This window comes from Parasutterella sp. (genome assembly GCF_057870745.1).
Map to the genome: position 1 here is coordinate 1 of NZ_DBMALT010000042.1, position 24,244 is coordinate 24,244.

At 46.8% G+C, this 24,244-nt stretch carries 19 protein-coding genes; 13 read left to right on the forward strand and 6 right to left on the reverse strand.

The window, feature by feature from the left end:
* Positions 1-426 precede the first annotated feature (426 nt).
* The 3 genes from ACZND6_RS10425 to nrfD are packed head-to-tail and all read left to right on the forward strand — an operon-like array spanning position 427 to position 4,469.
* Positions 427-3,003, forward strand: coding sequence for a molybdopterin-dependent oxidoreductase (locus ACZND6_RS10425; RefSeq protein WP_489524639.1), 2,577 nt, complete (start codon positions 427-429; stop codon positions 3,001-3,003).
* Positions 3,004-3,006: 3 nt separating this feature from the next.
* Positions 3,007-3,585 carry a 4Fe-4S dicluster domain-containing protein gene (locus ACZND6_RS10430; RefSeq protein WP_008810107.1) on the forward strand — a complete coding sequence of 193 codons (579 nt, stop codon included), beginning with the start codon at positions 3,007-3,009 and terminating at the stop codon, positions 3,583-3,585.
* Positions 3,582-4,469: an NrfD/PsrC family molybdoenzyme membrane anchor subunit gene (nrfD, locus tag ACZND6_RS10435; RefSeq protein WP_293738059.1), complete on the forward strand. Its 888-nt coding sequence runs from the start codon at positions 3,582-3,584 to the stop codon at positions 4,467-4,469. Before ACZND6_RS10430 ends, nrfD begins: the two co-directional genes overlap by 4 nt.
* 106 nt (positions 4,470-4,575) lie before the next feature.
* Here nrfD and argG read toward each other — a convergent pair whose 3' ends face one another.
* The 5 genes from argG to ACZND6_RS10460 all read right to left on the reverse strand — a co-directional run bounded on the left by argG (position 4,576) and on the right by ACZND6_RS10460 (position 8,634).
* Positions 4,576-5,913: an argininosuccinate synthase gene (argG, locus tag ACZND6_RS10440; RefSeq protein ID WP_008810105.1), complete on the reverse strand. Its 1,338-nt coding sequence runs from the start codon at positions 5,911-5,913 to the stop codon at positions 4,576-4,578.
* A gap of 288 nt (positions 5,914-6,201) precedes the next feature.
* On the reverse strand, positions 6,202-6,984 hold the full coding sequence (locus ACZND6_RS10445) for an IS630 family transposase (protein WP_489524640.1): 783 nt from the start codon (positions 6,982-6,984) through the stop codon (positions 6,202-6,204).
* Positions 6,873-7,247 carry a helix-turn-helix domain-containing protein gene (locus ACZND6_RS10450; RefSeq protein ID WP_489524641.1) on the reverse strand — a complete coding sequence of 125 codons (375 nt, stop codon included), beginning with the start codon at positions 7,245-7,247 and terminating at the stop codon, positions 6,873-6,875. Before ACZND6_RS10450 ends, ACZND6_RS10445 begins: the two co-directional genes overlap by 112 nt.
* A 168-nt stretch (positions 7,248-7,415) precedes the next feature.
* Positions 7,416-8,096, reverse strand: a complete 681-nt coding sequence (locus ACZND6_RS10455; RefSeq protein ID WP_244862379.1) for a nucleotidyl transferase AbiEii/AbiGii toxin family protein — start codon at positions 8,094-8,096, stop codon at positions 7,416-7,418.
* On the reverse strand, positions 8,086-8,634 hold the full coding sequence (locus ACZND6_RS10460; RefSeq protein WP_008810103.1) for a hypothetical protein: 549 nt from the start codon (positions 8,632-8,634) through the stop codon (positions 8,086-8,088). Before ACZND6_RS10460 ends, ACZND6_RS10455 begins: the two co-directional genes overlap by 11 nt.
* A gap of 149 nt (positions 8,635-8,783) precedes the next feature.
* On the opposite strand from ACZND6_RS10460, the gene ACZND6_RS10465 reads away from it, so the two are divergent.
* Positions 8,784-10,295, forward strand: a complete 1,512-nt coding sequence (locus tag ACZND6_RS10465) for an FAD-dependent oxidoreductase (RefSeq protein WP_141555109.1) — start codon at positions 8,784-8,786, stop codon at positions 10,293-10,295.
* Positions 10,296-10,343: 48 nt separating this feature from the next.
* Here ACZND6_RS10465 and ACZND6_RS10470 read toward each other — a convergent pair whose 3' ends face one another.
* Positions 10,344-10,763 (reverse strand): nitrous oxide-stimulated promoter family protein, encoded by a 420-nt coding sequence (locus ACZND6_RS10470; protein ID WP_155165998.1) that lies wholly within the window; start codon positions 10,761-10,763, stop codon positions 10,344-10,346.
* Between the two features lie 196 nt (positions 10,764-10,959).
* Here ACZND6_RS10470 and ACZND6_RS10475 point away from each other — a divergent pair, with 196 nt between their 5' ends.
* From ACZND6_RS10475 to ACZND6_RS10515, 9 genes are all read left to right on the forward strand, one after another.
* On the forward strand, positions 10,960-13,323 hold the full coding sequence (locus ACZND6_RS10475) for a molybdopterin-dependent oxidoreductase (RefSeq protein WP_293738062.1): 2,364 nt from the start codon (positions 10,960-10,962) through the stop codon (positions 13,321-13,323).
* A 135-nt stretch (positions 13,324-13,458) separates the two neighbouring features.
* Entirely contained in the window at positions 13,459-14,847 is a 1,389-nt protein-coding gene (locus ACZND6_RS10480) for an MATE family efflux transporter (protein ID WP_300874616.1), read from the forward strand.
* Between the two features lie 52 nt (positions 14,848-14,899).
* On the forward strand, positions 14,900-15,640 hold the full coding sequence (locus ACZND6_RS10485) for a DUF4886 domain-containing protein (protein WP_300874619.1): 741 nt from the start codon (positions 14,900-14,902) through the stop codon (positions 15,638-15,640).
* A 174-nt stretch (positions 15,641-15,814) separates the two neighbouring features.
* Complete coding sequence (gene aroD, locus ACZND6_RS10490) at positions 15,815-16,741, forward strand: type I 3-dehydroquinate dehydratase (RefSeq protein ID WP_021868070.1); 927 nt, start codon at positions 15,815-15,817, stop codon at positions 16,739-16,741.
* Positions 16,742-16,773: 32 nt separating this feature from the next.
* Entirely contained in the window at positions 16,774-18,576 is a 1,803-nt protein-coding gene (locus ACZND6_RS10495) for an FAD-dependent oxidoreductase (protein WP_489524642.1), read from the forward strand.
* A 70-nt stretch (positions 18,577-18,646) separates the two neighbouring features.
* Positions 18,647-20,443, forward strand: a complete 1,797-nt coding sequence (locus ACZND6_RS10500) for a sensor histidine kinase (protein ID WP_300874628.1) — start codon at positions 18,647-18,649, stop codon at positions 20,441-20,443.
* A gap of 9 nt (positions 20,444-20,452) precedes the next feature.
* Entirely contained in the window at positions 20,453-21,100 is a 648-nt protein-coding gene (locus ACZND6_RS10505; protein WP_118631721.1) for a response regulator transcription factor, read from the forward strand.
* Entirely contained in the window at positions 21,100-22,500 is a 1,401-nt protein-coding gene (locus ACZND6_RS10510; RefSeq protein WP_281536999.1) for an FAD-dependent oxidoreductase, read from the forward strand. Before ACZND6_RS10505 ends, ACZND6_RS10510 begins: the two co-directional genes overlap by 1 nt.
* 378 nt (positions 22,501-22,878) lie before the next feature.
* Complete coding sequence (locus tag ACZND6_RS10515; RefSeq protein ID WP_489524643.1) at positions 22,879-24,195, forward strand: anaerobic C4-dicarboxylate transporter family protein; 1,317 nt, start codon at positions 22,879-22,881, stop codon at positions 24,193-24,195.
* The last annotated feature ends 49 nt before the right edge of the window (positions 24,196-24,244 follow it).

The following is a 24,244-nucleotide window of genomic DNA, read 5'->3' on the forward strand; positions in this document are numbered from 1 at the left end:
ACCTAGACAACCAAAAAAAATATGGAAACAGGTCTTGCTTCGCAAGACTAAAGAAAAACTTTATCCTAAAGTGCTTGACAACTACCGGGGTTCCAGAGATTGAATTTTGAGGATATTCCTAGTTCAGAAATTGTTCAAAAATCCCCGTCTTTTTCTTATTTAGTAACCCATTATTTCAAGCTGTATCTGATATGTTGCTGATTGTGACAGGATGATACCGGGGTAATGAAATTTTTAACTACTTAATTATTTGATTTATTATAAAAAATAATATTAGTCTACGACATATTAATGCAGCTAACGGATTAAAAATCGGCAGTCTAGTTCAGACGGTATAAGGGGATTTTCCGATTATTCAAATTCTTCGAGAAGCCTAGTATGCCAGAGCGTTAGGGACAAACCCCCATTATTAAAAGGACAAAAATAATGTCAGTCGATTTCGTTAATCTTTCGATGACCAGAAGAAAATTAATTAAGGGAACAGCCTGTTCAGCAGCAGCGGCATCCGCTCCCTCTCTGGTGAACCATGCATTTGCGGAACAAATTGCAAAATTAGAAAAAGAAGGATGGTCCAAACATCCGGTCGCCTGCACAATGTGCGGTGCTTACTGCGGCATCTTAGCGATGCGCAAAGAAGGCGAACCGATATCAGAAAAAACCGTTCGAATTTTTCCGAACCCCGGACATCCTCAGCAAGGTTACTGCGGCCGTTCTGCCGGCGCGATGTGGATCTGGAACCACCCTCTCCGTCTTCGCAAACCCTTAAAACGTATCGGGGAAAAAGGCGAAGGTAAATTTAAAGAAATTACTTGGGACGAGGCTCTAAACGAAATCGGCGCCAAAGTTAAAGATCTTGTCCAAAAGTATGGTGAAAGCTGCATCACAACAACATCTCATAATTTTCAGGGAATGAGCAAATGGCTGACTTTCCCGCTAGGTTCTCCCAATAACATCGGACACCAATCTTCCTGCAACGCTGCGGGTATAAATGCGCGCAACTGGGTTTTCGGTACCGGCTTCAGCGGTGCGGGGAAATTAGAACCTGACTACGAAAATCTGCGCTATCTCCTCCTGATCGGACGCACTATGGGAGCTTCGATGGGGGCTCTTCATACTTTGAATGTCGCCAGAGCAAAAGGGGCTCGCGTCGTTGCTATCGATCCGAAAATGCCGGACATTACCTACGGCGATGCCGAATGGGTTGCTATTCGTCCCGGCACAGATGACGCTTTTCTTTCAGCTCTGATCAATGAAATGCTCCGTACAAACACGGCTGATCTGGACTTTATTGAGAAAGGGACGAACGGAGCTTACCTGATCAAAGAAAACGGCCAGCCCCTTACTCAGGCTGAGGTCATTCAGGGTGGAGATAAAACGAAATATGTCGTCGCCTCCCCCGACGGACGCCTCTCTTTCAGAGGCGTTCTAAGAAATGATAAAGGCATACCGACCGCCTTTGATGAGGATTCTTCCTTCAAGGCTGACCTGAATATGAGCGGATCTGTCAAGCTTGCAGATGGATCTTCCTGCCCGGTTAAAACCGCTTTTGTCATCATTAAAGAGACGCTTGCTCCTTATACCCCCGAAAAAAGCTCTGAAATTACCGGTATACCCGCCGATATGATTCGCAGAATTGCTCGAGATTTCACCAATCTCAAGGGGGTAATTGATGACGGGTGGTATACCTCTAAAAATGGTACAGATGTTCAGGTTTATCGTTTAGTCTCGATCGCAAACGCCTTTAACGGCAACATCGATATACCCGGCGGAATGATTGTTACGGCTGCTGCCGGTCTGAAGATTCCGAGTGTCTCCCAAGGAAAAGGTCCGAATGGGGAAACTTGGAGGATGGCTAAAGAAAAGCGCATCGATAAGATCATCTATCCGGAAGCCGAGGGCACTTTCAAAGTGGCTATGGAAGCTGTTCTGACCGGAAAACCTTACCCCATCAAGGCAGCCTTCTTTGTGGGCACAACGATGTTCCAAAGAGAAGCAAATTCTGAGGAGCTTGCCGAAAGGCTTAAAAAACTTGAACTTAGTGTCGTTCAAGACGTTCTCCCTCAAGAGATTTGCGATTACGCTGACTATGTCCTTCCTTCTACGTACTTCATGGAAAGAATGGAAATGTCGGGCGTAAAGTGGGCAAGAGACGGATCGATTTATCTTTCCGATCCTCAACTGAGTCCTCCTGAAGGCTGCGAGGCCCGTCACGATGTGTGGATTCTGCTAGAGATCCTCAGAAGAGCTTTCCCGGAAAGAGCTGCAAGAGTCGGATACAAGGAATGCAAAACAGCTGAAGAATTCAATGCTTACTTTGACGCATTCACAAAGAGAGGCTATGCCCAGCTCTTGGAAGAATGCGACAAAGTCAAGCCCGGTTGGTCTCGTCGGATTCACGAGGACATTAGAACGAAAGGCTGGTCGACGATTAAGATTAAAGAGTACGGCGTCTATCCCTATAAGAAACCCTTCGGAACGCCTTCCGGCAAAGTTGAAATTTATTCTTTCAAGAGTTTCGAAAAACCCGCATATGTGCGAGGAATTCCTCCTTTCACGGCACATATTCCTGCACCGGCTTTTACTCCGCCGAAGAGAAACAGTAACGAGTTTATTTTAGTGTCCGGGAAAAACTGCACTTCCTGCTCCGGTCTCAGTATGTTTGCTCTTCCTTCTAAATATCTTGGAGACCGTACTGTTTGGATGAACCCGGAAGATGCAGAAAGACTGGGCATTTCTCATGGTGAAACCGTCGAAGTTGAAGGTATTGATACGGCCTATAAAGGGAATGCTCAAATTACTGTGACGAAGAAAGTTATATCAGGATCACTCTTCGCTTTCGGATTTTCAGGCGGTAATCGAATCAAGCACTTGGCTGATCACCCCGATTATCAGTTCATTAAAGAAGGGATTAATTCTCACTGGTACGCCAAAGGTTATGCACAGCCCGTTTTCGGAACGGTTGCCAATAACAGTGCCGTACGCATCAACAAATTGAGAGGCTAAATCATGGTCGAAAAGAAAAAACAATTAGCGCATCTTTTTGATGCTACACAATGCATCAGCTGCGGAGCCTGTATTGTGGCCTGTTCTCAGACCAACTTTCCCGAAATGCATAATCGCTCTATTCCGGGCCGCGACTGGCTTGCTTCTAATATTCGCGTTTTTCGCTCGGAAGAAAGAAGACCTGTAAATCTGCTGGTTCAATGTCAGCATTGTTCGGACGCTCCCTGCGTTAAGACTTGTCCCTTCGGTGCTAATTACTACGACGAAAACGGTTTGGTTCGCAATGATCCGAACAAATGCGTTGGCTGCAACTACTGCGTAGCGAGCTGTCCGTATGATGCCCGCTGGTCTCATCCGGATAACGGACTTCCCATGAAATGCATGAGTGACGGATGCTTGAAATTGATTCAACAGGGAGAACAACCTGCTTGTGTTCAGGCTTGTCCGGCTCAAGCCCGTTTCTTCGGAGATGTGAAAGATCCGCAAAGCGAAATTTCTAAGAAGATCGCTTCCTGTCGTACCGAACTCCTTATGCCGAACAAAGGCACGAAACCTAATTTCTTTGTAGTGGTGCAAAAATGATTGATTTATCCACACTTACTCCTCAGCTTCAGGCAACTCATTGGGGATGGACGATTGCCTTATTCCTCTGGTTCATCGGGTTATCCGGAATGGGATTTTTCATTAACTATTGGGTTCGGCAAAAGAATTTTGTTTATGTTCTGACGTTCTGCGGAATTGCAGGTTTAGCATTGGTGACCAGTCATTTAGGACGCCTCAGCAACCTTCCGTTTGTGATTTTTTATGCCCTCCGGGACTTCTCCTTCAACTTCCAGTCCTGGATGATGATCGGAATTGTTCTTCTTTCCCTGCTTAGCGTCGGCTCTGTGTTTTATTCCATGATTTGTGCCGGAATTATATTTAAAGGCTCAAAATGGCAAAAATTAGCTCAGTCCAACGGATTTAATGCAGTCTTTTCCGTTCTCGGTGTTTGCAGCACTATTTATTCCGGATTCCTTCTCACGCAGGCTGTCGGAGTTTCACTGTGGAATTCGTCTCTTATCCCCGTTCTTTGGATTATGTCCGGCCTGACGAGTTCCATCGCCATGTTGGAACTGATGTCGGCAATGGGATTGGTTGATCACAAGTCTGTCGGCTGGTGTTCCAGAACATCTGTTTGGGTTGATACAGCTAAGCTCTTTGCGATTTTCTCCTTTGTTTATGTAGCGTTAGGTTCTGCTTCCATAGGTGCTCGAGCGGGCGCAGAGGCTCTTATTAGCGGGAACCAGGCCTTGATGTTTTGGATCGGGGGAATCACTTTCGGTACTGCTCTGCCTCTTCTGATCAATCTTATTACTCGAAGCCAAAAGGCGATAACAGGCGGTGCGATTTTTGCAGTCTTTGGTGCCTTGTTTTTAAGAGCTTCCATCCTTTTTTCAGGTTATTACGATTCTCTTAGTTTTTAAGGGGCCTCCGAAGGCAAGGAAACATCTTTATACCTAGACGTTCCAAAAAAGAAAAATCCTTCCTGAGCCACAAACTCAAGAAGGATTTTTTTCAAAAAACTAAAAGTTAGTCGTTGTCTTTCGTGCCTTTAAGAAGAGGCATGGAACTGGAACTTCCGCCGATAAGACCAGCTTTGGAGTAAATGCCAAGCTTGTTGCGTGTATCGACGATGTCGAGATTACGCATGGTCAGCTGGCCGATACGGTCAGAGGCTGTGAACATCGAATCGCCCTTTTCCATCGTGAGGCGTTCTGGTTCATATGTCAGGTTGGGGGAACGTGTATCAAGGATCGTGTAATCATTGCCGCGGCGAAGTTCGATATCGACTTCTCCTGTGATTGCACGAGCAACCCAGCGCTGAGCAGTTTCGCGGAGCATGATGGCTTGCGGGTCAAACCAGCGGCCCTGATAAAGCAGACGGCCTAGTTTAATGCCGTTGATTCTCCACTGTTCGATCGTGTCTTCGTTGTGGATGCCGGTGACGAGACGTTCGAAAGCGATATGGAGCAATGCCATTCCCGGGGCTTCGTAAATACCGCGGCTCTTGGCTTCGATAATACGGTTTTCGATCTGGTCGCTCATGCCGAGGCCATGACGGCCGCCGATGCGGTTGGCTTCGAGCATCAGTTCAACCTTGTCGTCGTATTCTTTGCCGTTAAGGGCAACAGGAATGCCCTCTTCGAAACGAACAGTGACTTTCTCAGGCTTGATGTCGACTTCTTCTTTCCAGAACGGAACACCCATGATCGGTTCAACGATCTTCATGCTACTGTCGAGGTGTTCGAGGTCTTTGGCTTCATGTGTTGCGCCGAGCATGTTGGAGTCGGTGGAGTAAGCCTTTTCCTTGCTCATCTTGTAGCCGAAACCGTTGTCGGCCAAGAACTGGCTCATTTCAGCGCGGCCGCCCAGTTCGCTGATGAACTCAACGTCAAGCCAAGGTTTGTAAATCTTGAGGTCAGGATTGGCAACTAAACCGTAACGGTAGAAACGTTCGATATCGTTTCCTTTGTATGTAGAGCCGTCGCCCCAAATGTTGACGCCGTCTTCGCGCATGGCGTTGACAAGCATGGTGCCGGTAACGGCACGTCCGAGCGGAGTGGTGTTGAAGTAAGTAACGCCGCCGGTTGTGATGTGGAAAGCGTTGCTTTGAATCGCAGCGATGCCTTCGGCGACTAACTGTTCACGGCAGTCAACCAGACGGGCGATCGAAGCACCGAAGTCCATAGCCTTTCGAGGAATTGCCTCGTAATCGTCCTCATCAGGCTGACCAAGGTTAGCAGTGTAAGCGCAGGGGAAAGCGCCTTTCTTTTTCATCCAGAGCAAAGCTGTGCTGGTGTCAAGACCGCCGGAGAAAGCAATACCGACTTTTTCACCGATCGGGAGGGATTTCAGGATAGTTTCCATGACTTTATTAACTCTTCATTAACGAGGCTATGAACAAAATTTTGTTCGACGGGTGGTGTCGAACTCCAACATGACATTATGTCCAAAAGAAGCGGCCAAAACTTCAGTTGAAATATAAATTTTTTAGATTTTGCCTAAGTAGTTTCCTCAACTCTTCAAAAACGGCTAATTTTTCTTGTCGCGTTAACGTGAATCTGAAACTATATCTAAATGAATTTCCCAGAAATTTTCTCCATCATCCGATGCAGAATAAGCATGGCTAGTACCTTGTAACAATAATATTTTCGCTTAAAGCTCCGGGTATAAGTGTCGGAGCTTTATGCGAGCGTCGCCAGTTGTAAATTGCCAATTAACGACTCTTTTCTCAGCATTTCTCTGCGTAATAAAACTTTTAACGGTGTTCCGGAGAACGTTTATATCGGCGACTCTAAACGGAATGCATTGTCGCTTCAATATGCTAAAGCCTATCTCCGCTACATTAAGCCAGGAACCGTGCTTGGGCGTGTAGTGCAGCTCCAGCTTATCGCGTAACCGGTGCGCTTCTTCCGGATCGAATGCCTCATAAAGCGACGCAAGTTTATGAGTGTTCAGGTTATCCATCACAAGTACCACTTTCCTCGCTGTCGGATAATGGATATCAACTAAATCACGAATGAATTGCGCCCAATCTTTCTTGGCTCGTTTGTTTTCAACTTCGGCAATCATCTTTCCCGTCAAAGGCTCTACAGCCAAAAATAATTCGGCTACGCCTAAACGGACATATTCATCATCAACTTTCTCGATACTCCCCGGCCTCGTCGGCAGCGGCCCCCGGACTTCTCCTATAAGCTGTTTGGGCGACTCGTCCATGCAAACAACCGGATATGACGGATCGTAAGGACGCTGATAAACATCCAACACATCTTCCATGCAGGTCACGAACTCGGCGTCGTGATGCGGCGGAATTTTCCAGTATTCACTCAGATGAGGCTTAAATTCGTTTTTTTTAAAACCCTTTGTACTGTCATCGGCGAAATCTTTTCCACGATCTCCAATTCGACGAGTTTGTCTGCCAGAAGCCTCATCGTCCACCGTGTCCGCCCTTCGGGAGGTTCGCTGCAGGCAAGCTGGGTCAACTTAGCCTCGAAAGCGCCATCAAAAATCACGGGTCTCTTACTTTTTCCTGTAGGCCGCGGCCGGATAATGGCATCCAAACCTTGAGAAACGAATTTCTCTTTTAAGTGATTTAGCGTACGTTCAGACAAGCCGACAGCTTTTGAAGTTTGATTGACCGTCCAATGCTCTGTGGTATGAGGACCTTTATCTAAAAGTAAAAGAGCTCTTGCAAAAAGCACGATTTTGGCTGATCTTGAGCCGGTGCTGCTGATTTTTTGAAGCTCTTCAACTTCCTCTTTAGTTAAGGTAACTCTGAATTGAGGTGATATAACGAAGCTCCTATTTTCTTCATTTTATCACCTCATAAAAACGAACTAATTAAAATTACAAGATACTAGTTTATTTATTCAATGACTAGCGTTTGTCTGTTGCTCTTCCTCATCTAATAATAGTCCAAGTTTTTCATGCATCTTTAGAAAACCTTCCGCTAGCCGATCTTTGTCAATAAGAGTATCTTGCTGTGTGGCAACCAAGTAATCGAATTGCTCTATTCCCTTGTATGACAATGTATCTCGAATCATACCTTTAGTCTGATGAGACAAGCCGTCAGAAAAATTATTAACAATGAAAGAGAGGTCGTAGAGGTCCCTTATCTTGTCTCTGCCTTGATAAGCCATTGCCTTCATCCGAGCCAAGGCATCAATGCCGTAAACCTTGATACCGTGAATTTGTGTCCAATCCTTTGAGGCTTCTTCCAGGCCGAGATTTTTATTTCTGTATGAAACTTCAATTTTCAAAGGATGTACGTCATTTCCGTAGTCAATGATGCAGCGCTTCACTGTCGCAGTATCTTTTGCAACTCGAAAATTTACACCGTGGTTCACGCAAAACCGTTTGACTATCTCTTTGATGTCTTGTTTCCGACCATCCAAATCAATATCTTCGGAGAAACGATCTAAACCATAACAAAGAGACAACGCTGTCCCGCCTTTAAGAACGAATTGATCCGTCTGTTTGTTCAAAAACAGTAGAAAGGCTTCAATAAAATTACCATGATTTGTCTGCCAATCTTTTTCTTCATCGGTCATATCCATGCTCCCTCAAGAAGTGCAGCCAAGGCACTCCATATTCTTTTCCAATGAATTCTTTGATTTTTAACCAGCGAGGCGAGTTTTTCAGCAGCAGCAATTTGGAAAAGACTTCAGGCGTATAACTTTCGTTGCAAATCAATTCGTTTTTCATGCCTTGTGCATAACCGAAGGCCCCATCGGCAACAAGGTCAAGAAGCGCTCGGATATGATTGGCGGCCTTGTGGTTCCCTGGATGCCCTGGCACAGAAGAATTGTCTTCAATACCGTAATCTCCGAAAACGGAGTCAGAAGACTCACGAACGGTCAAATTTTTCCATTGAATTCCAGAGGCGTGCCAATCCCCACACGTCTCCAAACTGCATCTCAAATTTAAAGCATGAATTCCAGATATGTATTTCATTTCCATTTCCAAATGCTTCTGCTCTTTGATTTTAAACGTCTCTCGCTTTGTTCTTAAGTATGTTTCCTGCCGTTCAATTTGTACATCAAAATTTTGCGGTTTCGGATCATATCTTTCGGCTTCCAATTCCCACATTAAGCCATTTGATTTTCAGGTCGGTAAAAATATTGTTTTTTCTTCTCCAATTGACCCTCTAAATATTTACTCATTTACATCAGAAAAAGTCGGATATAGAATTTCGTGCAAAGAAATTCATTAATAACAACCACCAAAAAGGAGAAAAAGTGCAGTTTTTTCGTAGAAGCATGCTTCAAGTAATGGTGTCGGGTGCACTTTGCTCGGCCCTCCCTTCTATCGCTTTCGCACAGACACAAAAGTTAGCACCTGAATATGACGTGATCGTCATCGGTTCAGGATTTGCCGGTCTAGCCGCTGCCATTTCGGCGGCTGAAAACGGAGCAAAAGTTGCCGTTCTGGAAAAAATGCAGGTCGCCGGCGGCAACTCTTCTCGCTCCGGCGGCATGATGGCTATTCCTGGCTCCTCCGTCCAGAAAGAACAAGGCATCGAAGATTCACCGGCTAAGCTCGCTGCCGATATGAAACGCATCGGCTTAGGTTTAGGCGATCCTGAACACATTAAAGTCGTGACAGAACACGCTGCTCCGACATTTGAGTGGACCAAGAAACAAGGCGTTGTTTGGCGCACCGACTTAACCGGCAAAGGCGGACACTCTGCTCGCCGCTGCCTGATTACTGAAGAAGGCACCGGCCAAGGCATCTTGATCCCGTTCATGAAAAAACTCAAGGAACTCGGTGTTCCTGTCTTGACTGGAATGAAGGTCATTCGTTTAGATAAGAATAAAGACGGTCGAGTCATCGGTGTCACGGCTCTTGAAGATTACAAGTTCGGCAAAGAAGATTCCGGCAAACCAGTTGAGATCAAGGCCAAAGACGGTGTGATCCTCGCCTTCGGCGGCTTCTCGGCTGACGTGGGTTATAGAACTCGTCTCGATCCGAAGTTAACCGGCAATCTGAAAACGACGAATCAACCGGGCGCTACAGCTGAATTGATGCGTGAAGCCAGCCGAATCGGAGCCAATATCATCCAGGCCGACTGGATTCAGTTCCTGCCGAACACTTCGCCGGACGAAGAAGGCATGGGTATGGGCTCGCATTTTGCCAGCGTCGGCGGCTCTCTGTACGGTTTATGGATCAACACCAAGACCGGCAAGCGTTTCACCGACGAATTCGGTGATCGCAAAACGACCACCGATGCTATTTTCAAAGTGCTGGATGCCGGTGGAAAGACAATCTCGGTTACGGACTCTGTCGGCGTTGCCTCTTTCAACAAAGTGCGTCCCGGCGCCATGGATATCTTGAGAAAGAACGGTGCGGTTAAGGAATACGCAACTCTCGATGACTTGGCCAAGGCCTACGGTATCAGTCCCGACGCTCTCAAACAGACCTTTGCCGAATTCAACAAGGCCATCGAAAGCGGAAAAGATACGGAATTCGGACGCAAACTCGATAAGGACATCAAGCCTTTGACGCATGCGCCCTACTACGTCTCTGAAATGAGCCCGAAGATTCACCATACGATGGGAGGCATCGCCACGGACACTTCGACCCGTGTCTTGTCAGTTGTTGACGACAAACCGATTCCCGGACTTTATGCAGCCGGTGAGTGTACAGGCGGCATCCACGGTGCGGTCAGAATTGGTGCAAATGCAGTAATGGACTGCTTGGTCAACGGCAAATTAGCTGGTGAAACCGTGATGAAAGACGCTAAAAAATAATATTAGCTATTAATAATTAGAGGACTGCCGTAGAAAAACTCCGGCAGCTTAATTTTTTTCTTTTGCTAAAGGGCGCGGTTTGGCTGCAGTTGGTTTTTCCGGAGGTTCGCGGAAGAGCGCCAAGATATGCCTCATCGAAAGAATGGGATGCTTGAGCAGCAGCTTCGGACCGGAAAAAGCCATAATTTCTTTGGCCCTCTCCTTGTATCCTTTCCCATAGCAGTGGATATTGCATTTTGCGCAGACGGGCTTCTTCTCTCCGAACGGACAGCAAGCCAGTCTTTTCACGGAATATAAATAGAACTCCTCGCATTCAGGACAGAGCCCTTCTTTGGTGTTGTGATGAGCGTGGCAGTAAATCTCGGTCATGATGCGAATCGTCTCAACATCCTTAGCGATATAAGGAAGTTTGAGCTGCTGTTCGCGTTTTTCGCTGAGATTTAACTTTTTAAGTTCATATTCCAACATCTGACACTCACCAAAATACAAGGAGAAATACAGAATCTTCAGGTCGAGCTTAGGAGCGACTGCTTAAAATTTTATTAAGTATTGAGAATGATTTGCATTTGAAAAAGTTTCAGAATGTTATTTCTCCGATTAATCAGCAAACATTCAGGCATTCAAAGCACAATACGATTATTCGACTGACAGAAAGCATGTTTGTATGACCGAAAGCATCTCTGACAAACCCGGCTCCGACATCCGAGAAGGAACTTCCGTAACTCATTGGGGAGTTGTGGAGACGATCGTTGTAGACGGAAAGATTTCTAAACTTGAACCGGTTCCGGAGGACTGGCACCCTTCTCCGAATTTAAATGCTCTGGCGGAGCTGCCTTATGCACCTTCTCGGATTCGTTATCCGATGGTGCGCGAAAGTTACCTTAAAGAAGGGATAGCCTCAAGAGATCGCCGCGGAGAGGGTAAATGGATTCGTGTTTCTTGGGACGAAGCGCTTGATCTGATTGCCTCCGAACTTAAACGTGTTTATTCAGAGTACGGTCCGAGCGCTATTTTCGGTCAATCCTACGGATGGAAGTCTCCGGGTACCGTGAATTCAGCTAGTACGCTTCAAAGAAGATTATTAAGTCTTTGCGGCGGTTATGTTTCGGGCGTCAATTCTTATTCCACTGCCGCGATCGGAACCATACTCCCTTATGTTATAGGAACAGGCGATCCTCAGTCGACGGATTGGAATGTTGTTCTTAAAAACAGCAAACGTATTGTGCTTTGGGGCGCGGATCCGATTGTGACGAATGACATCGACTGGTCCACGACACTGCATAACTACTTTCCTTATTTAGAGAAACTTAAAGATTCCGATATCAAAACCATCGACATCAATCCGGTTAGAACAGAAACCGGCGAGTTTTTAGGCAGCGAATGGATCGCACCCAAGCCCGGAACAGATTGCGCCTTAATGCTCGGCATGATGTATGAACTCGAATGTTCAGGCAAAACGGATAAGAACATCCTTCAAAACTGTACTTCCGGATTTGAGGTCTTCCAGGACCACCTTCTCGGAAAGTCAGACGGAATTCCTAAATCGCCTGAATGGGCTTCAGAAATTACCGGTATCCCTACTGACAAAATCCACTCCTTAACTCATGAATTAGCGGACAACCGCACCATGATCATTATGGGATGGGGCATACAACGAATTCAGTACGGCGAGCAGCCGCATTGGATGGCATTCACCCTGGCAAGCATGCTGGGGCAAATCGGGTTGCCAGGCGGAGGCGTGGGCACGAACTACCACTATTCTTCCGGCGGCTGCCCTTTCCATATCGGCCCGATGATCGGAGGCTTAGCGTCTCGAGTAGAACCTGTGCTTCCGAGATTAAAGCCTTGGAAAGGAAGTGCTTATATTCCGGTTATGCGGTTTGCGGATTGTTTCCTGAACCCCGGAAAGACGATCGAACATAACGGTAAAAGACTTACTTACCCTGACATCCGAATGGTGATGTGGACGGGCGGCAATCCTTTTGCACATCAGCCCGAAACGAATCGCCTTCTCTCTGCTTGGAAGAAACCGGAAACCATCGTCGTCACCGATTGCTTTATGACGGCTACCGCTCGTCATGCGGATATTGTGCTTCCGGCACAAACCGTGTTTGAGCACAACGACATCTGTCCGATCGGCACTTACACGAACGACGGCATAGCAGCAAACCACGCAATGATTGCGCCGATTGGTGAATCTCGTTCCGATTACCGGATTTATTCAGAATTGGCTCGTCGTATGGGAGTGGAGCAGGAATTTACTCTTGGTCTAGATGAGATCGGATGGATTCAGGCGATCTACCAAGAAGCAAAGAATCGAGGCTTAAGCTCCGGAATCCAACTCCCTACCTTCGAAGAGTTCTGGTCAAAGGGCATCGTTTTTTATCCGGAAGATGAAACGAGCAAGGAGTTCGTAGCTTTTGAGGAATTTAGAAAAGATCCTGCAAACCATCCTCTTAGGACCGAGAGCGGCAAAATCCAAATCTTTAGTCCTAGGATCGCAAGTTACGGTTATGACGACTGCCGCGGATATCCGAGTTATTTTGAGCCGAGCGAATCTTTAAACAATAAGAAGAAGTATCCGCTGGCCTACATGTCTGGCAAAAGCGCTCACAGACTTCATAGTCAGTTAGACGGAACAACACATACAGCCTCGCATAACATCGGAGATCGAGAGCCGATATGGATTCATCCCGATAACGCTGCCGAGAGAGGAATTCAAACCGGTGATGTCGTTCTTGTTCGCAACGATCGTGGAAACGTTCTCGCCGGCGCCGTTGTTACCGATAAGGTCAGAAAAGATGTTGTTCTTATTCGTCACGGAGGATGGTTCGAGCCGCAAAAGCAGGAAGACGGTTCAACGCTTGACGTTCACGGCAATGCCAACACGCTGACTATGGATGTCCCGACATCCAAATTGGCTTGCGGAAACGTAGCCTCTTCCGGACTTGTCGAAGTAGAAAAATTCGAAGGCGATCTGCCTACCGTCAAAATTCGAGAAGAGACTGTGCCTCAGCCTAAAGCCTGACAATCTTTGTCCGATTCTCCTAATTGAAGACACTTAAGCCTGCGCCTTACTAAAACTGCGCAGGCTTTGTGTTTGTAGGAGTATTCTTATTTGGTGAATAAGAAATCAAACCAACTATAAGAATAAGGATCGGTCATGGCTATCTTTAGCAAGAATATCGACATGCTTAACGGAACTATCTGGGACAAGATGGTTGTTTTCGCAATTCCCCTAGCCCTGACCGGCGTTTTACAGCAGCTGTATAACCTTGCAGACGTTGCGGTCCTCGGACATTTTGTTTCTAATGAGGCAGTGGCAGCCGTCGGCACGAACGTTCCTATCGTGGGCCTGATTGTTGCCTTCTGTATTGGCCTTTCCATCGGCGCAAACGTCGTAGTCGCACGGTATTTGGGTATGCGCAAATACGATGACGCGTCCAGAGCTGTTCATACTGCTTTTGCCACAGCTGTGATCTTCGGCGTTATCGCGATGATAATCGGCGAGCTTTGTTCTTCCATCTTGATGGTATGGATGCAAGTGCCGCCGAACGTCGTTCGTCACTCTGAGATTTATCTTCAGATGTATTTGCTGGGCATGCCCTTCATTTCCATCTACAACTTCCTGTCAGCAGTTTTGAGAAGCCAGGGAGATACACAAACGCCTTTATGGGCCTTGTGCATCGCCAGTGTCTTTAACGCTTTGGGAGACTTATTCGTCGTAACTGTTGTCGACTGGGGCATCGGCGGCGTGGCTTTGATGACCGCTTTAGCCAACTTGTTGGCTTCCGGCATCCTTGTTTATAAGCTCATGCGCACAGATGGGCCGCTCCGCCTTTATCCGAATCGTTTATTCAAGATGGACAAGAAGGCCTTGCGCTCCATGATCAAGATCGGCTGGCCTGCCGGTCTGCAGAGTTCGGTTTTCTCCCTTTCTAACTTAATTATCCAGAGCGCCATCAACTCGCTGGGTGCTGATGTAATGGCGGCCTCCGTTGCAGCCTTTACGATCGAGATTAACTGCTACTGCGTGATTAACGGTTTCGGTTTGGCAGCAACAACATTCATTAGCCAGAACTACGGCGCCGGCAATCTGGAACGCTGCAAACGAATTACTCGCGTCAACATGGCCTTGAATATCGGCATCACGGTGGTGTTGAGCGTTCTGATCTATGGCTTCGGCCGATATTTGCTTGGTTTCTTCACACAATCCGAAGAGATTATTTCTTTGGGTATGATTCGACTGCTCTGGGTCGTGATTCCCGAACCCTTGAACTCCGTTATGGAAGTTCTTTCCGACTCAATGCGCGGTTACGGTTATTCCCTGCCGCCTGCCATCATCACAGTAGTGGTCATTTGTACCATCCGAATCGTTTGGGTGTATTCGGTGTTCGCGGCTAAGCCGACCTATGAAATTTTGATGATGGTCTACCCGCTCAGTTGGCTCGTGACTTCGATCTGCCTGACGTTCCTCTACTTCAGATTCATGAAGAAGCTCCCGGCGAAACGCTGCAGAACGGCCGTAAAAAAAATAGTGACGGAGGGATAATCCTGCATCTAAATTTTTCAACATCTTCCATAAATGCGTTATGAAACCGTTAATGACTGATAAGCCGGTCGGCATAAAAAATGTTCTTCTTGTTGGTAACTCTTTCATGTTCTATAACTGCGGTGTTAACGGAATGATAAACGGTTTTGCAAAAGCAAAACACCGAGATCTCGTCATCACGCTTGTCGGTATCGGAGGCGCTAGCCTGTATTGGCACGACGTGAAGAGTTATTTGCGACCGAATGCTCTAAGAAGCTACAAAATCGCGAGCGACGGTACGAACAAAGTAACGTTCTTGGATTATCCAGACGGAAAGATCTTTGATGCCGTTGTTTTAGAAGATTCGAGTCAAGGGCCGATTCATCCGGAGCTAAAAGAGCTTTTTCGGGAGTCGGCTAGGAAACATTGTCAGGATATTCGTGAAGCCGGCGCCAAACCGTTTTTTATGATGACCTGGGCCTACAAAAACAAACCTGAGATGACCAGTCTTTTAGCCGATGCAACGATTGAAGTGGCTAACGAAAATTCTGCTTCCGTCATACCCTGTGGCATGGCATTTGAACGATCCTCGAAAGATTTTCCCGAGATTGAGCTCATTCGATCTGATAACAGACATCCGACGGTAGCCGGAACTTATTTAGAGGCAGCGGTGTTTTTTGCGTCCTTGACAGGAATCGCTCCGACGGATTGCGATTTCTATGGTCGTTTTGATGATTTGGTGGTGACTTGGGAAACCGGTAAAAAATTACAGCAAATTGCCTGGGACACCGTGCGGGACTTCAACTGCTGGTGATTAGAAAAACCAAGAATCTAGGGGAAAACACTTATAACCCATTCCCGCATTTATACCTCTCGAATACATCCCGTGGGATGGATTTAACCGCCATTGATCCGTTTTTGATCCTCCGGAAAAAGTCAACAATGACTTCATTGATCGAATCTCAATTCAATCTGTTTCGGAGGAAATATGAAAAGAAGAACCATGATTCAATCCGGCATCGGCGGTTTGGCTGCTGCCTTCTCTGCCTCTGCCTTTGCCAGCACAAAATTGAAAGGCAATGAAAAGATGATGCCGGTCGACACCCTGAACCACGAACCCGGCTGGGACAAAGAACCTGTTGAAGTCTTGGAAATCAAGGGCGTCAGAATCGGTGAAGGCCGTCCTAAGATCATTGCTTCCACGACTGCTAAGACGCCCGAAGCTTTCATCGCGTTGGTTCAGGACTACAACAGTCGTCCTGAACTTCAGATGATCGAGCTCCGCCCTGACTACATCGGTGAAATTTCCGGTAAAGAATTTGCCAAGCTCACTAAGCAGGTCTATGAAATCGTCAAGAACAAACCGATTCTCATGACCTTCCGCGACAAGACCGAAGGCGGCGGCAGACACGTTTCCGACGAATACTACAGAGACTTCTATTTTGACGTTCTCGACAATGGCAAGATTGACCTTATCGACATCGAAATGTTCCGCAACGCCGATATCTGCAAGCAGATCGTGAAAAAAGCCAAAGAAAAAGGCGTCAAAGTTGTGATGAGCGACCACGAATTCGGATGGACTCCCTCTGAAGCTGAAATCATTCGTCGTCTTCTCCTTCAGGAACAATTAGGCTCCGACATTCTGAAGATTGCTGTAATGGCCCACAACACCGGTGACGCACTCAACCTGATGAACGCAACTTGGAAGACACGCAATTACTTCTCCCGCAAACCGATGCTCACAATGGCTATGGGCAAAGATGGCGTCTTAAGCCGCATGACCGGTGAATTCACAGGTTCCGACATCACTTTCTGCATGGTTGGCGGCAAACCTTCCGCTCCGGGCCAGATCCCTAGTGAAGAAGCCGAACAGATCCTGAATTCCATTCACAAGGCCATGTACCCGGCTAAATAATTCTTAAGAGAACCTCCTCTCAAGGAACAAACATGCTGAATAAATTAGTATTTCTCTCCGCATTGAGCGTTGTTGCACTCTCTGGGGCAGCCCAGGCAGCAACGTTCAATCCGGGAACTTACACAGCCGTTTCGAAAGGCAACGGCGGTGAAGTTCCGGTCACGGTGACCTTTACCAAGAATGCGATCGAATCCGTCAAGATCGGTGCAAACAAAGAAACACCGGGAATCGGTTCTATTGCCATCGAAAAACTTCCTAAAGCAATCGTTGATAGCCAAAGTCTGGCTCTGAACGGTGTGAGCGGCGCCTCCATCACAAGTCACGCAATCCTCGCAGCTGTTGCTGCCTGCGTGAAACAAGCCGGCGGCAATGTTGACGAACTTTCCAAAGCCAAAGCACAGAAAGCTGTCGTCAAAAATGAAACTTTGAATGCTGACATCGCAGTCGTCGGCGCCGGTGCTGCTGGTCAGACTGCCACTATCCGTGCAAGCCAGCTCGGCAAGAAAGTCATTCTGATTGAAAAGATGCCTTTTACTGGGGGCGCTGCAGCGGTTAACGGCGGCACGGTTGTGATTCAGGGTTCTAAGATCCAGAAAGAAGCCGGTGTTAAAGATGACTCTCCTGCCATCATGACCGAGGACTACATCAAAAACGGCCACAATCTGAACGACCGCAGAATGCTTGAGCTTTACGTCAACAACGTCGGCCCCATGGTTGATTGGGCAACGACCGAAGGCGGAATGCAACTAAATACAAAAGCAGGTTTCACCAATGAAGCTGAACACAGCAAACCTCGCGTCATGCGTTGGGTTGACGGTGCTCAGGGTGCAACTCGTAACTTCAAAGCTTCTGTTGAAAAATCTGGCGCGAAAGTTCTTTTAGCTACTCCGGCGAAAGAACTCATCGTTGACAATGGCCGCGTGGTCGGTGTCAAAGCGGAAGGCGACAACGGCATCCACTACACCATTAAGGCTCCTGTGGTTATCTTGACGACAGGTGGTTTCGGTGCCAATAAGTCGATGCTTGCCGGCAGCCTTAAGAACTCTCTCTACTATGGTGTAAAGAGTTCCAACGGTGAAGGCCACCAAATGGCGATGAAGATCGGTGCCAAGACTCAGATGATGGATCTGGGCAAGATCTACCCGAACGGCATGGAAGTCGCTCCCGGAATTGCTAAGTCCACCATTTGGTCTAACAAGGCAGCCTTTGAGGACCACAGCGGCATTATGGTCAACAAAGCCGGTAAGCGCGTCATCAGCGAGCTCGACACGAACCACAACATTAAGAATGAAGAAGTTAAACAAGGCGGCAAGCTCTTCATCCTGATGGCTCAGCCCTCTTACGATGCTTTCCTGACCAAACTTTCCATTACCGGCATCAGCAAAGGTGACATGGACAAGTGGCTCGCCCAGGACGGCAAAGGCTATCCGATCGTTGTTAAAGCTGACAGCATTCCTGCCGTCGCTAAGAAAGCCGGTGTTAACGGCGCAGAACTTCTCAAGACAGTTGCTCGTTACAACGGTTTCGTGAAAGCCGGCAAAGACGCAGACTTCAATCGTCCGGCCAAGTTCATGAAAGAAGTCATTGCTGATAAAGGACCTTACTACATCGTTGAACAACAGCCTCGTTTTGCTACAACGATGGGCGGTGTGGTCACTGACATGAACCTCAATGTTTTGGATGAGAACAACAAGCCGATAAAAGGTTTGTTTGCAGCAGGTGAACTCGTCGGCGGCGCTATGGGCGATGACTCCCCTCCCGGAGGCAACATGGCCTGGGCTATGACCAGCGGTAAGTTAGCTGCCGAACGTGCCGTCCAGTCACTGAACAAGTAAGATTAAGTTCTAAGAACCTTGATCCACAATTCCGAAGGGAGACTAAAAAGCCTCCTTTCGGATTTTGCCTATGAATCTCAAGAAACTACTGAGTACTTTTCTATGGGTTCTGATCCTTGTGATCAGCGTCCCTTGCTTAGCTTATGAAGGTTTAACCGTCAAAATCGGATACGCGCAGGGGCTTGAGCTTTACCATCAATCTTCAATATTGAAAGAAACTCTGGAGTATCTCCAGAAAAAGATTCCAAATTATCGGTTTGAGTTATTGCCGATATCCTCCGTAGATACTCAGGAAGACATTAAGAAAGAAAAGATAGATTTTCTAATCGCGCCAAGTAATTTCTTTGTAGAACTCTCAGGAGGCATTCCCTTCACGCACCTAGCAAGTCGGATTTTCGACGGTACAAAAGATCCAGCAAAAACCGTCGGAAGTACATTCGTTGTTCGTGCCGAGCGAAATGATATTCAAAGTATCAAAGATTTAAGAGGCAAAAATTGCGCAGCCTCCCTTCCCGATTCCTTGGGGGGCTGGCTTGCCGCTCTCGGGGAAATTAAGGAGCACGGATTCGATCCGGACAACTTCTTTAAAACAAAAAACTTTACACAGTTCCAGGTACCTGATGTACTAAATTCAGTCCTCAGCGGATCTTCCGATGTCGGCATTCTTTCGACATGCATTTTGGAAGAGGCGGAGGCTTTAGGGATGATCGAAAAAGGCAGCCTTCGTGTGATTAACAAAAAGACGGATGACTTATCTCCAATTCATTGTGCGAGATCTACCCAGCTTTACTCCGACATGTCTTTCGTCAGCCTTCAAGGTGTTCCGGAGCCTTTAGTTAGAGAAGTGACTGTTGCCCTTCTTTCTATGCCGGTTTTTGATCATTCACGTTGGTCTGTAGAGAATGATCAGTATTCCATCCGTAAACTTCTCCGGGAGCTCCGGCTCGGACCCTACTCATACCTCAGAGATAACTCATTAACCGGATTGGCAAAACGGTATAAAACCGAAATCATCGCCTTTGTCGGTATCTTGCTTTTTCTTATCTTCAACGAGTTTAATCTACGTCGTTTAGTTAACAAACGAACTCGCCAGCTCTCCGATGCTTTAAAAGCAAAAGAGGAAGCTGATAGAGAAGCGGCAGAAGAGCGCAAAAAGTTCGCAACATTGGAAAAAAACGGAATTATTGCCCAGTTGGGCACGATTATTGCGCACGAGGCCAAGCAGCCAATCGCAACTCTGACGAATTACTTACAGATTTTCAAGATGTATTTGGATAGAAAAAACGATAACGACGCTTTTTCCAAAGATGTTTTTGAAAATATGGAAAACCAAGTTTCTCGCTTGAATACTTTGGTGAATTCTGTTAGGAATTTCGCAAAACAAAAGCAGAATCCTCAGATTAAAACCGACCTTGTTCTCATCACGCAAAAAGCGATAAGGAGCTTGGAGGCAACAGAGCCGGATATAGAAAAAGTAAAAATTTCATTTAACTCAAAGCTTAAGACAGCCCTTGTTCTGGCAGATCCGTTTTCGTTAGAACTACTGATACTTAATCTCCTGAGAAATGGGGCCCAGGAAGCCGTCTCAAACACAGCAAAAGGAAGTCCGATTCTGAAAGTAGAACTCTCCTTATCAAACGATAACAAGAGCTTTATTCTGTTAGTAGAAAATTCGGGGAACCTCATGACTGACAAGGATTTATCGAGATTGGTATCTTTAGGAGAAAGCGTCAAGCCGGACGGCCTCGGCCTAGGTTTGTCGATCATTAGAGGCATTGCCGATCTTCATGGGGCCGATTTGGGTTTCACCGGACGAGATAAAGGCGGTGTCATCGCCTCATTAAGAATCGATCAGCTGCATGTCTAAGGAGGAAACGTGTCCGAATTTTTAGATACCCCCGAACTTCAGGACAAAGTCATTGTTCGCCTCGTCGACGATGACAAGGATTTTCTTCGTTCTATGAAGTTAATGCTGGAAATGATGGGCTGGAAGGTTCGAGATTTTTCTCTTGCTCAGGATTTCCTACAAGAAGAAAACTTCAAGGTTCCCGGATGCATCGTGCTAGATATGCGGATGCCTGGGATGACCGGTTTAGAACTTCAAAGGCAACTTATTAATGATAAAGAGAAAGCTCTTCCCATTATCTTTCTTACCGGCCACGGTGACGTTGAATCAGCAGTGCATACATTAAAAAGAGGTGCCTTTGATTTTCTCCAAAAACCGGTGAATCCACTGAAATTCAATAAGACTATCGAAGAAGCATGTCGATTAAGTCTGGATAATTTCGGAGCATCTCTCGAAGATCGAGAAGTAATAAAAGCTTTCAAATCTCTGACGCCTAGAGAAAAAGAAATCTTTGAGCTCGCAGCCGGCGGCAAATCCAATAAAGAAATCGCCTCAGATTTGGATATTGCTGTGGCGACCGTAAAGATGCACCGGGCCAATGCTTTTGAGAAAATGTCCGTGCACTCCTCTATAGAGGCCCTTCATAAGCTGAATGCAGTAAAAGATAAGGATCGTTGATGCTGTCCAGGAGAAACCTTCTTGCTTCTATGCTTCTTTCCGGCATACCCGCTTTTGCTTCCGAAGTAAAAGATTGGGATGTCATTGTTGTCGGAACGGGAGTCGCAGGTCTTGCAGCAGCTTGCTCTGCATTAGAGGCCGGCGCCGGAAATGTTCTCATTCTTGAAAAATCTCCTGTTGTCGGAGGTCATTCCATCTTATCGACCGGCTACGTTGCAGCTGTGGACAAGCCGAGACAGCAAAGAGCCGGCATTGAAGATTCTCCTTCTCTTATGCTCCAAAACATGCTTGAGGTCGGCGGTTACCTGAATGATGTAGAGCTTGCAAAAATCGTTTGTGAGAATTCCGAAGATACCGTTTATTGGTTAGAAAAGATGGGTGTTAAGTGGGACGGTAATATATATCAAACTGTCGCCGGTCTTCATCCTCGCAGCCATATAACGAATTTTGTGCGAGCCGGATACGACTATGTGATGGCGTTGCTCTCCTCGGCAAAACGAATGGGCGCCAAATTGGCGTTGAACACAAAAGCTTTAGACCTAATAGAAAAGGACGAGAGAGTTATCGGAATTCGCGTTCAAAACCTCGATGGTTCAATAACCGATCTCTTTGCAAAAGCAGTTATCCTTGCTACAGGCGGCTTCACCGCCAATGTCGAATTAAGGAGCAAATTTGATCCGAGATTAGGGTCTGAATTCCCGACGACGGCAAATCCGAATCGAAAATCCTTTGACGGTGCCACCGGGGACGGTCTGATAATGGCTCAGAAATTAGGCGCCGCAACCAAGGATGCGGAATTCCTTCAGCTCATACCTTTCTGGGGCGGCCGTCTTCTTGATTATGTAGGCGCAGACATTTACGTCAACAACCAAGGGTTCCGTTTTGTAAATGAAGCGGCTTCCTGGCGAGATGTTTCCAACGCGATTTTGGAACAGGACAAGCGGGAAATGTGGGCTATTACAGATTCCCAATCTAAAAAAGGAGCCAGCCTTGGTGTGAAATTAATGAACGGTACTGTAAAAAAGGCTTCTACGATTAAAGAAATGGCAAAAGCCATGGGCGTTCCTATACAAAACTTAGAAGAAACAATTCGAAGCTACAACAAGTTTTCTGCCGAAGGAATGGATCCGATTTTTGGCAAAAAGGTTTTTACTCAACAAATTAATCAACCGCCTTTTTATTTCGGCAAAGAAAAACTGGCTGTCCATTTTTGCTGCGGTGGAATCAAGTTAAATAAAAATGCTGAAGTTGTGAAACTTGATGGTTCAATTATTCCCGGATTGTATGTTTGCGGTGAAGCATCAGGCGGTCCTCATGGACATGATCGGTTAGGCGGTGTTGCATTAACTTCTGCCTTTGTTTTTGGAAGGATTGCGGGACGTAATGCAGTGACGATGTAAGTTTAACTTTTGAGTCGTTGAGGTAATTTTTAGCTGCACGTTGCTTGGCCCCGCTCTCCCATTCGACAAATTATTCGTCGGACTAAATAGATTTAGATTTCTTTAACTTATCCTTAATTCAGCTAACGCTTCTTTTGAGTATTTCTTCGTGAATTTAATCTGAGCTTGCTTTCGTGATCAATTGTCTTACTGTCCTTCGCCATAAAGCAAATTTATCCGAATACCTTATTTTCGGTTATCAAAAATGACGAAAGGCTTAAAAACTTTGACCATGAATGAAGGGAAAACCGATAGTGGTATGAGTTTTCCCAATCAATCTCATTACATAACTTTTAACCCACGGAGGAGAAGCAAGTCTTTTCGATTGCTTCGACAAATATGGTCACCTTAATAGAACTTGCAATCGTATTCCTGGCGATTTTCATGGGCGTGCGGCATGGCGGATTGGCCCTCGGTTTTTGGGGCGGTCTCGGCTTAATCGTCTTAGCTGTAGTTTTCGGCGTCTTCCCGACGGCGCCCCCGATCGACGTTATGCTGATCATCTTGGCCGTCTGTACGGCCGCCTCCTGCATGGAAGCTGTCGGCGGCTTGGACATTCTCGTTAGATTCGCAGCAAAAATCATTCGTGCCAAACCTAAGATGGTCGGAGTGGTTGCTCCGGTCGTCAGCTTTTTCCTGACATTCTTCGCCGGTACAGGTAACGCTGTTTATGCTCTTCTTCCTGTCGTTTATGAAGTTTCCTATAACGCGGGTGTTCGTCCTGAACCCGCAATGGCCGGAACGGCAGTCGCCGGTCAGGTTGGTATTACAGCCAGCCCGATTGCCGCTGCTATGGCTGCGATGATCGGCTTGTTTGCACAAAACGGTCACGGCGATATCGGATTGGGTCAGATTCTTATGATCACATTCCCGGCCTGTTTGATCGGTGTCATCCTCGGATCTATCATTTGCGCATTCTTCGGCAAAGATCTCAAGAATGATCCGGCTTATCAAGCTCGTCTTAAGGCCGGCCTCGTTCTTCCTCCCGAAAAGCTTTCCGACAGAAAGCTTCCTCCTCAGGCTGCTTGGTCCGTGCTTATTTTCTTCGGTGCTATCGTTGTCATCGTTTTAGCCGGCTTCTTCCCGAATCTCAGAGTTTTGCCCGGTGGAACAAAGGCTGTCGGTATGGCTCTTGTCATTGAAGCCGTTATGCTTGCTGCAGGCGCCTTTATGATGCTTTTCTGCAAACCCGACGTTAAGAAAATCGTCAAGAGCCCTGTAATGGAAGCCTGCGTTGTTTCTATCACTTGCGTTTTCGGTGTGGCATGGATGTCCGACTCTTTTATTGCTGCCAATAAAGACGTATTCATGCAGGTTGCCGGTTCTTTGGCTCAGGTAGCTCCGTGGCTCTTCACATTCATTTTGGCCGGTATGTCAGCTCTTCTGGCCAGCCAGGGCGCTACAACTCGTGCCATTATGCCTTTAGGTTTTGCTTTGGGTATTAACCCCTGGTATCTTATCGCTATGTTCCCGGCCGTTAACTGCCTGTTTATTCTTCCGACAACAGGTCCGGCTCTGGCTGCAGTGGGTATGGACCGTTCAGGTACGACTTACATCGGCAAGTACATTCTCAACCATTCATTCCAACTCCCCGGTCTTGTGATGGTTGCAATCTCCGTCGTGACTGCCTTTGGACTTGTCAGCTTTTTCGCTTAACAATAACAGTTTTTTCTGAATAAGTTGAACGGCTGCCTTCTCATTCGAG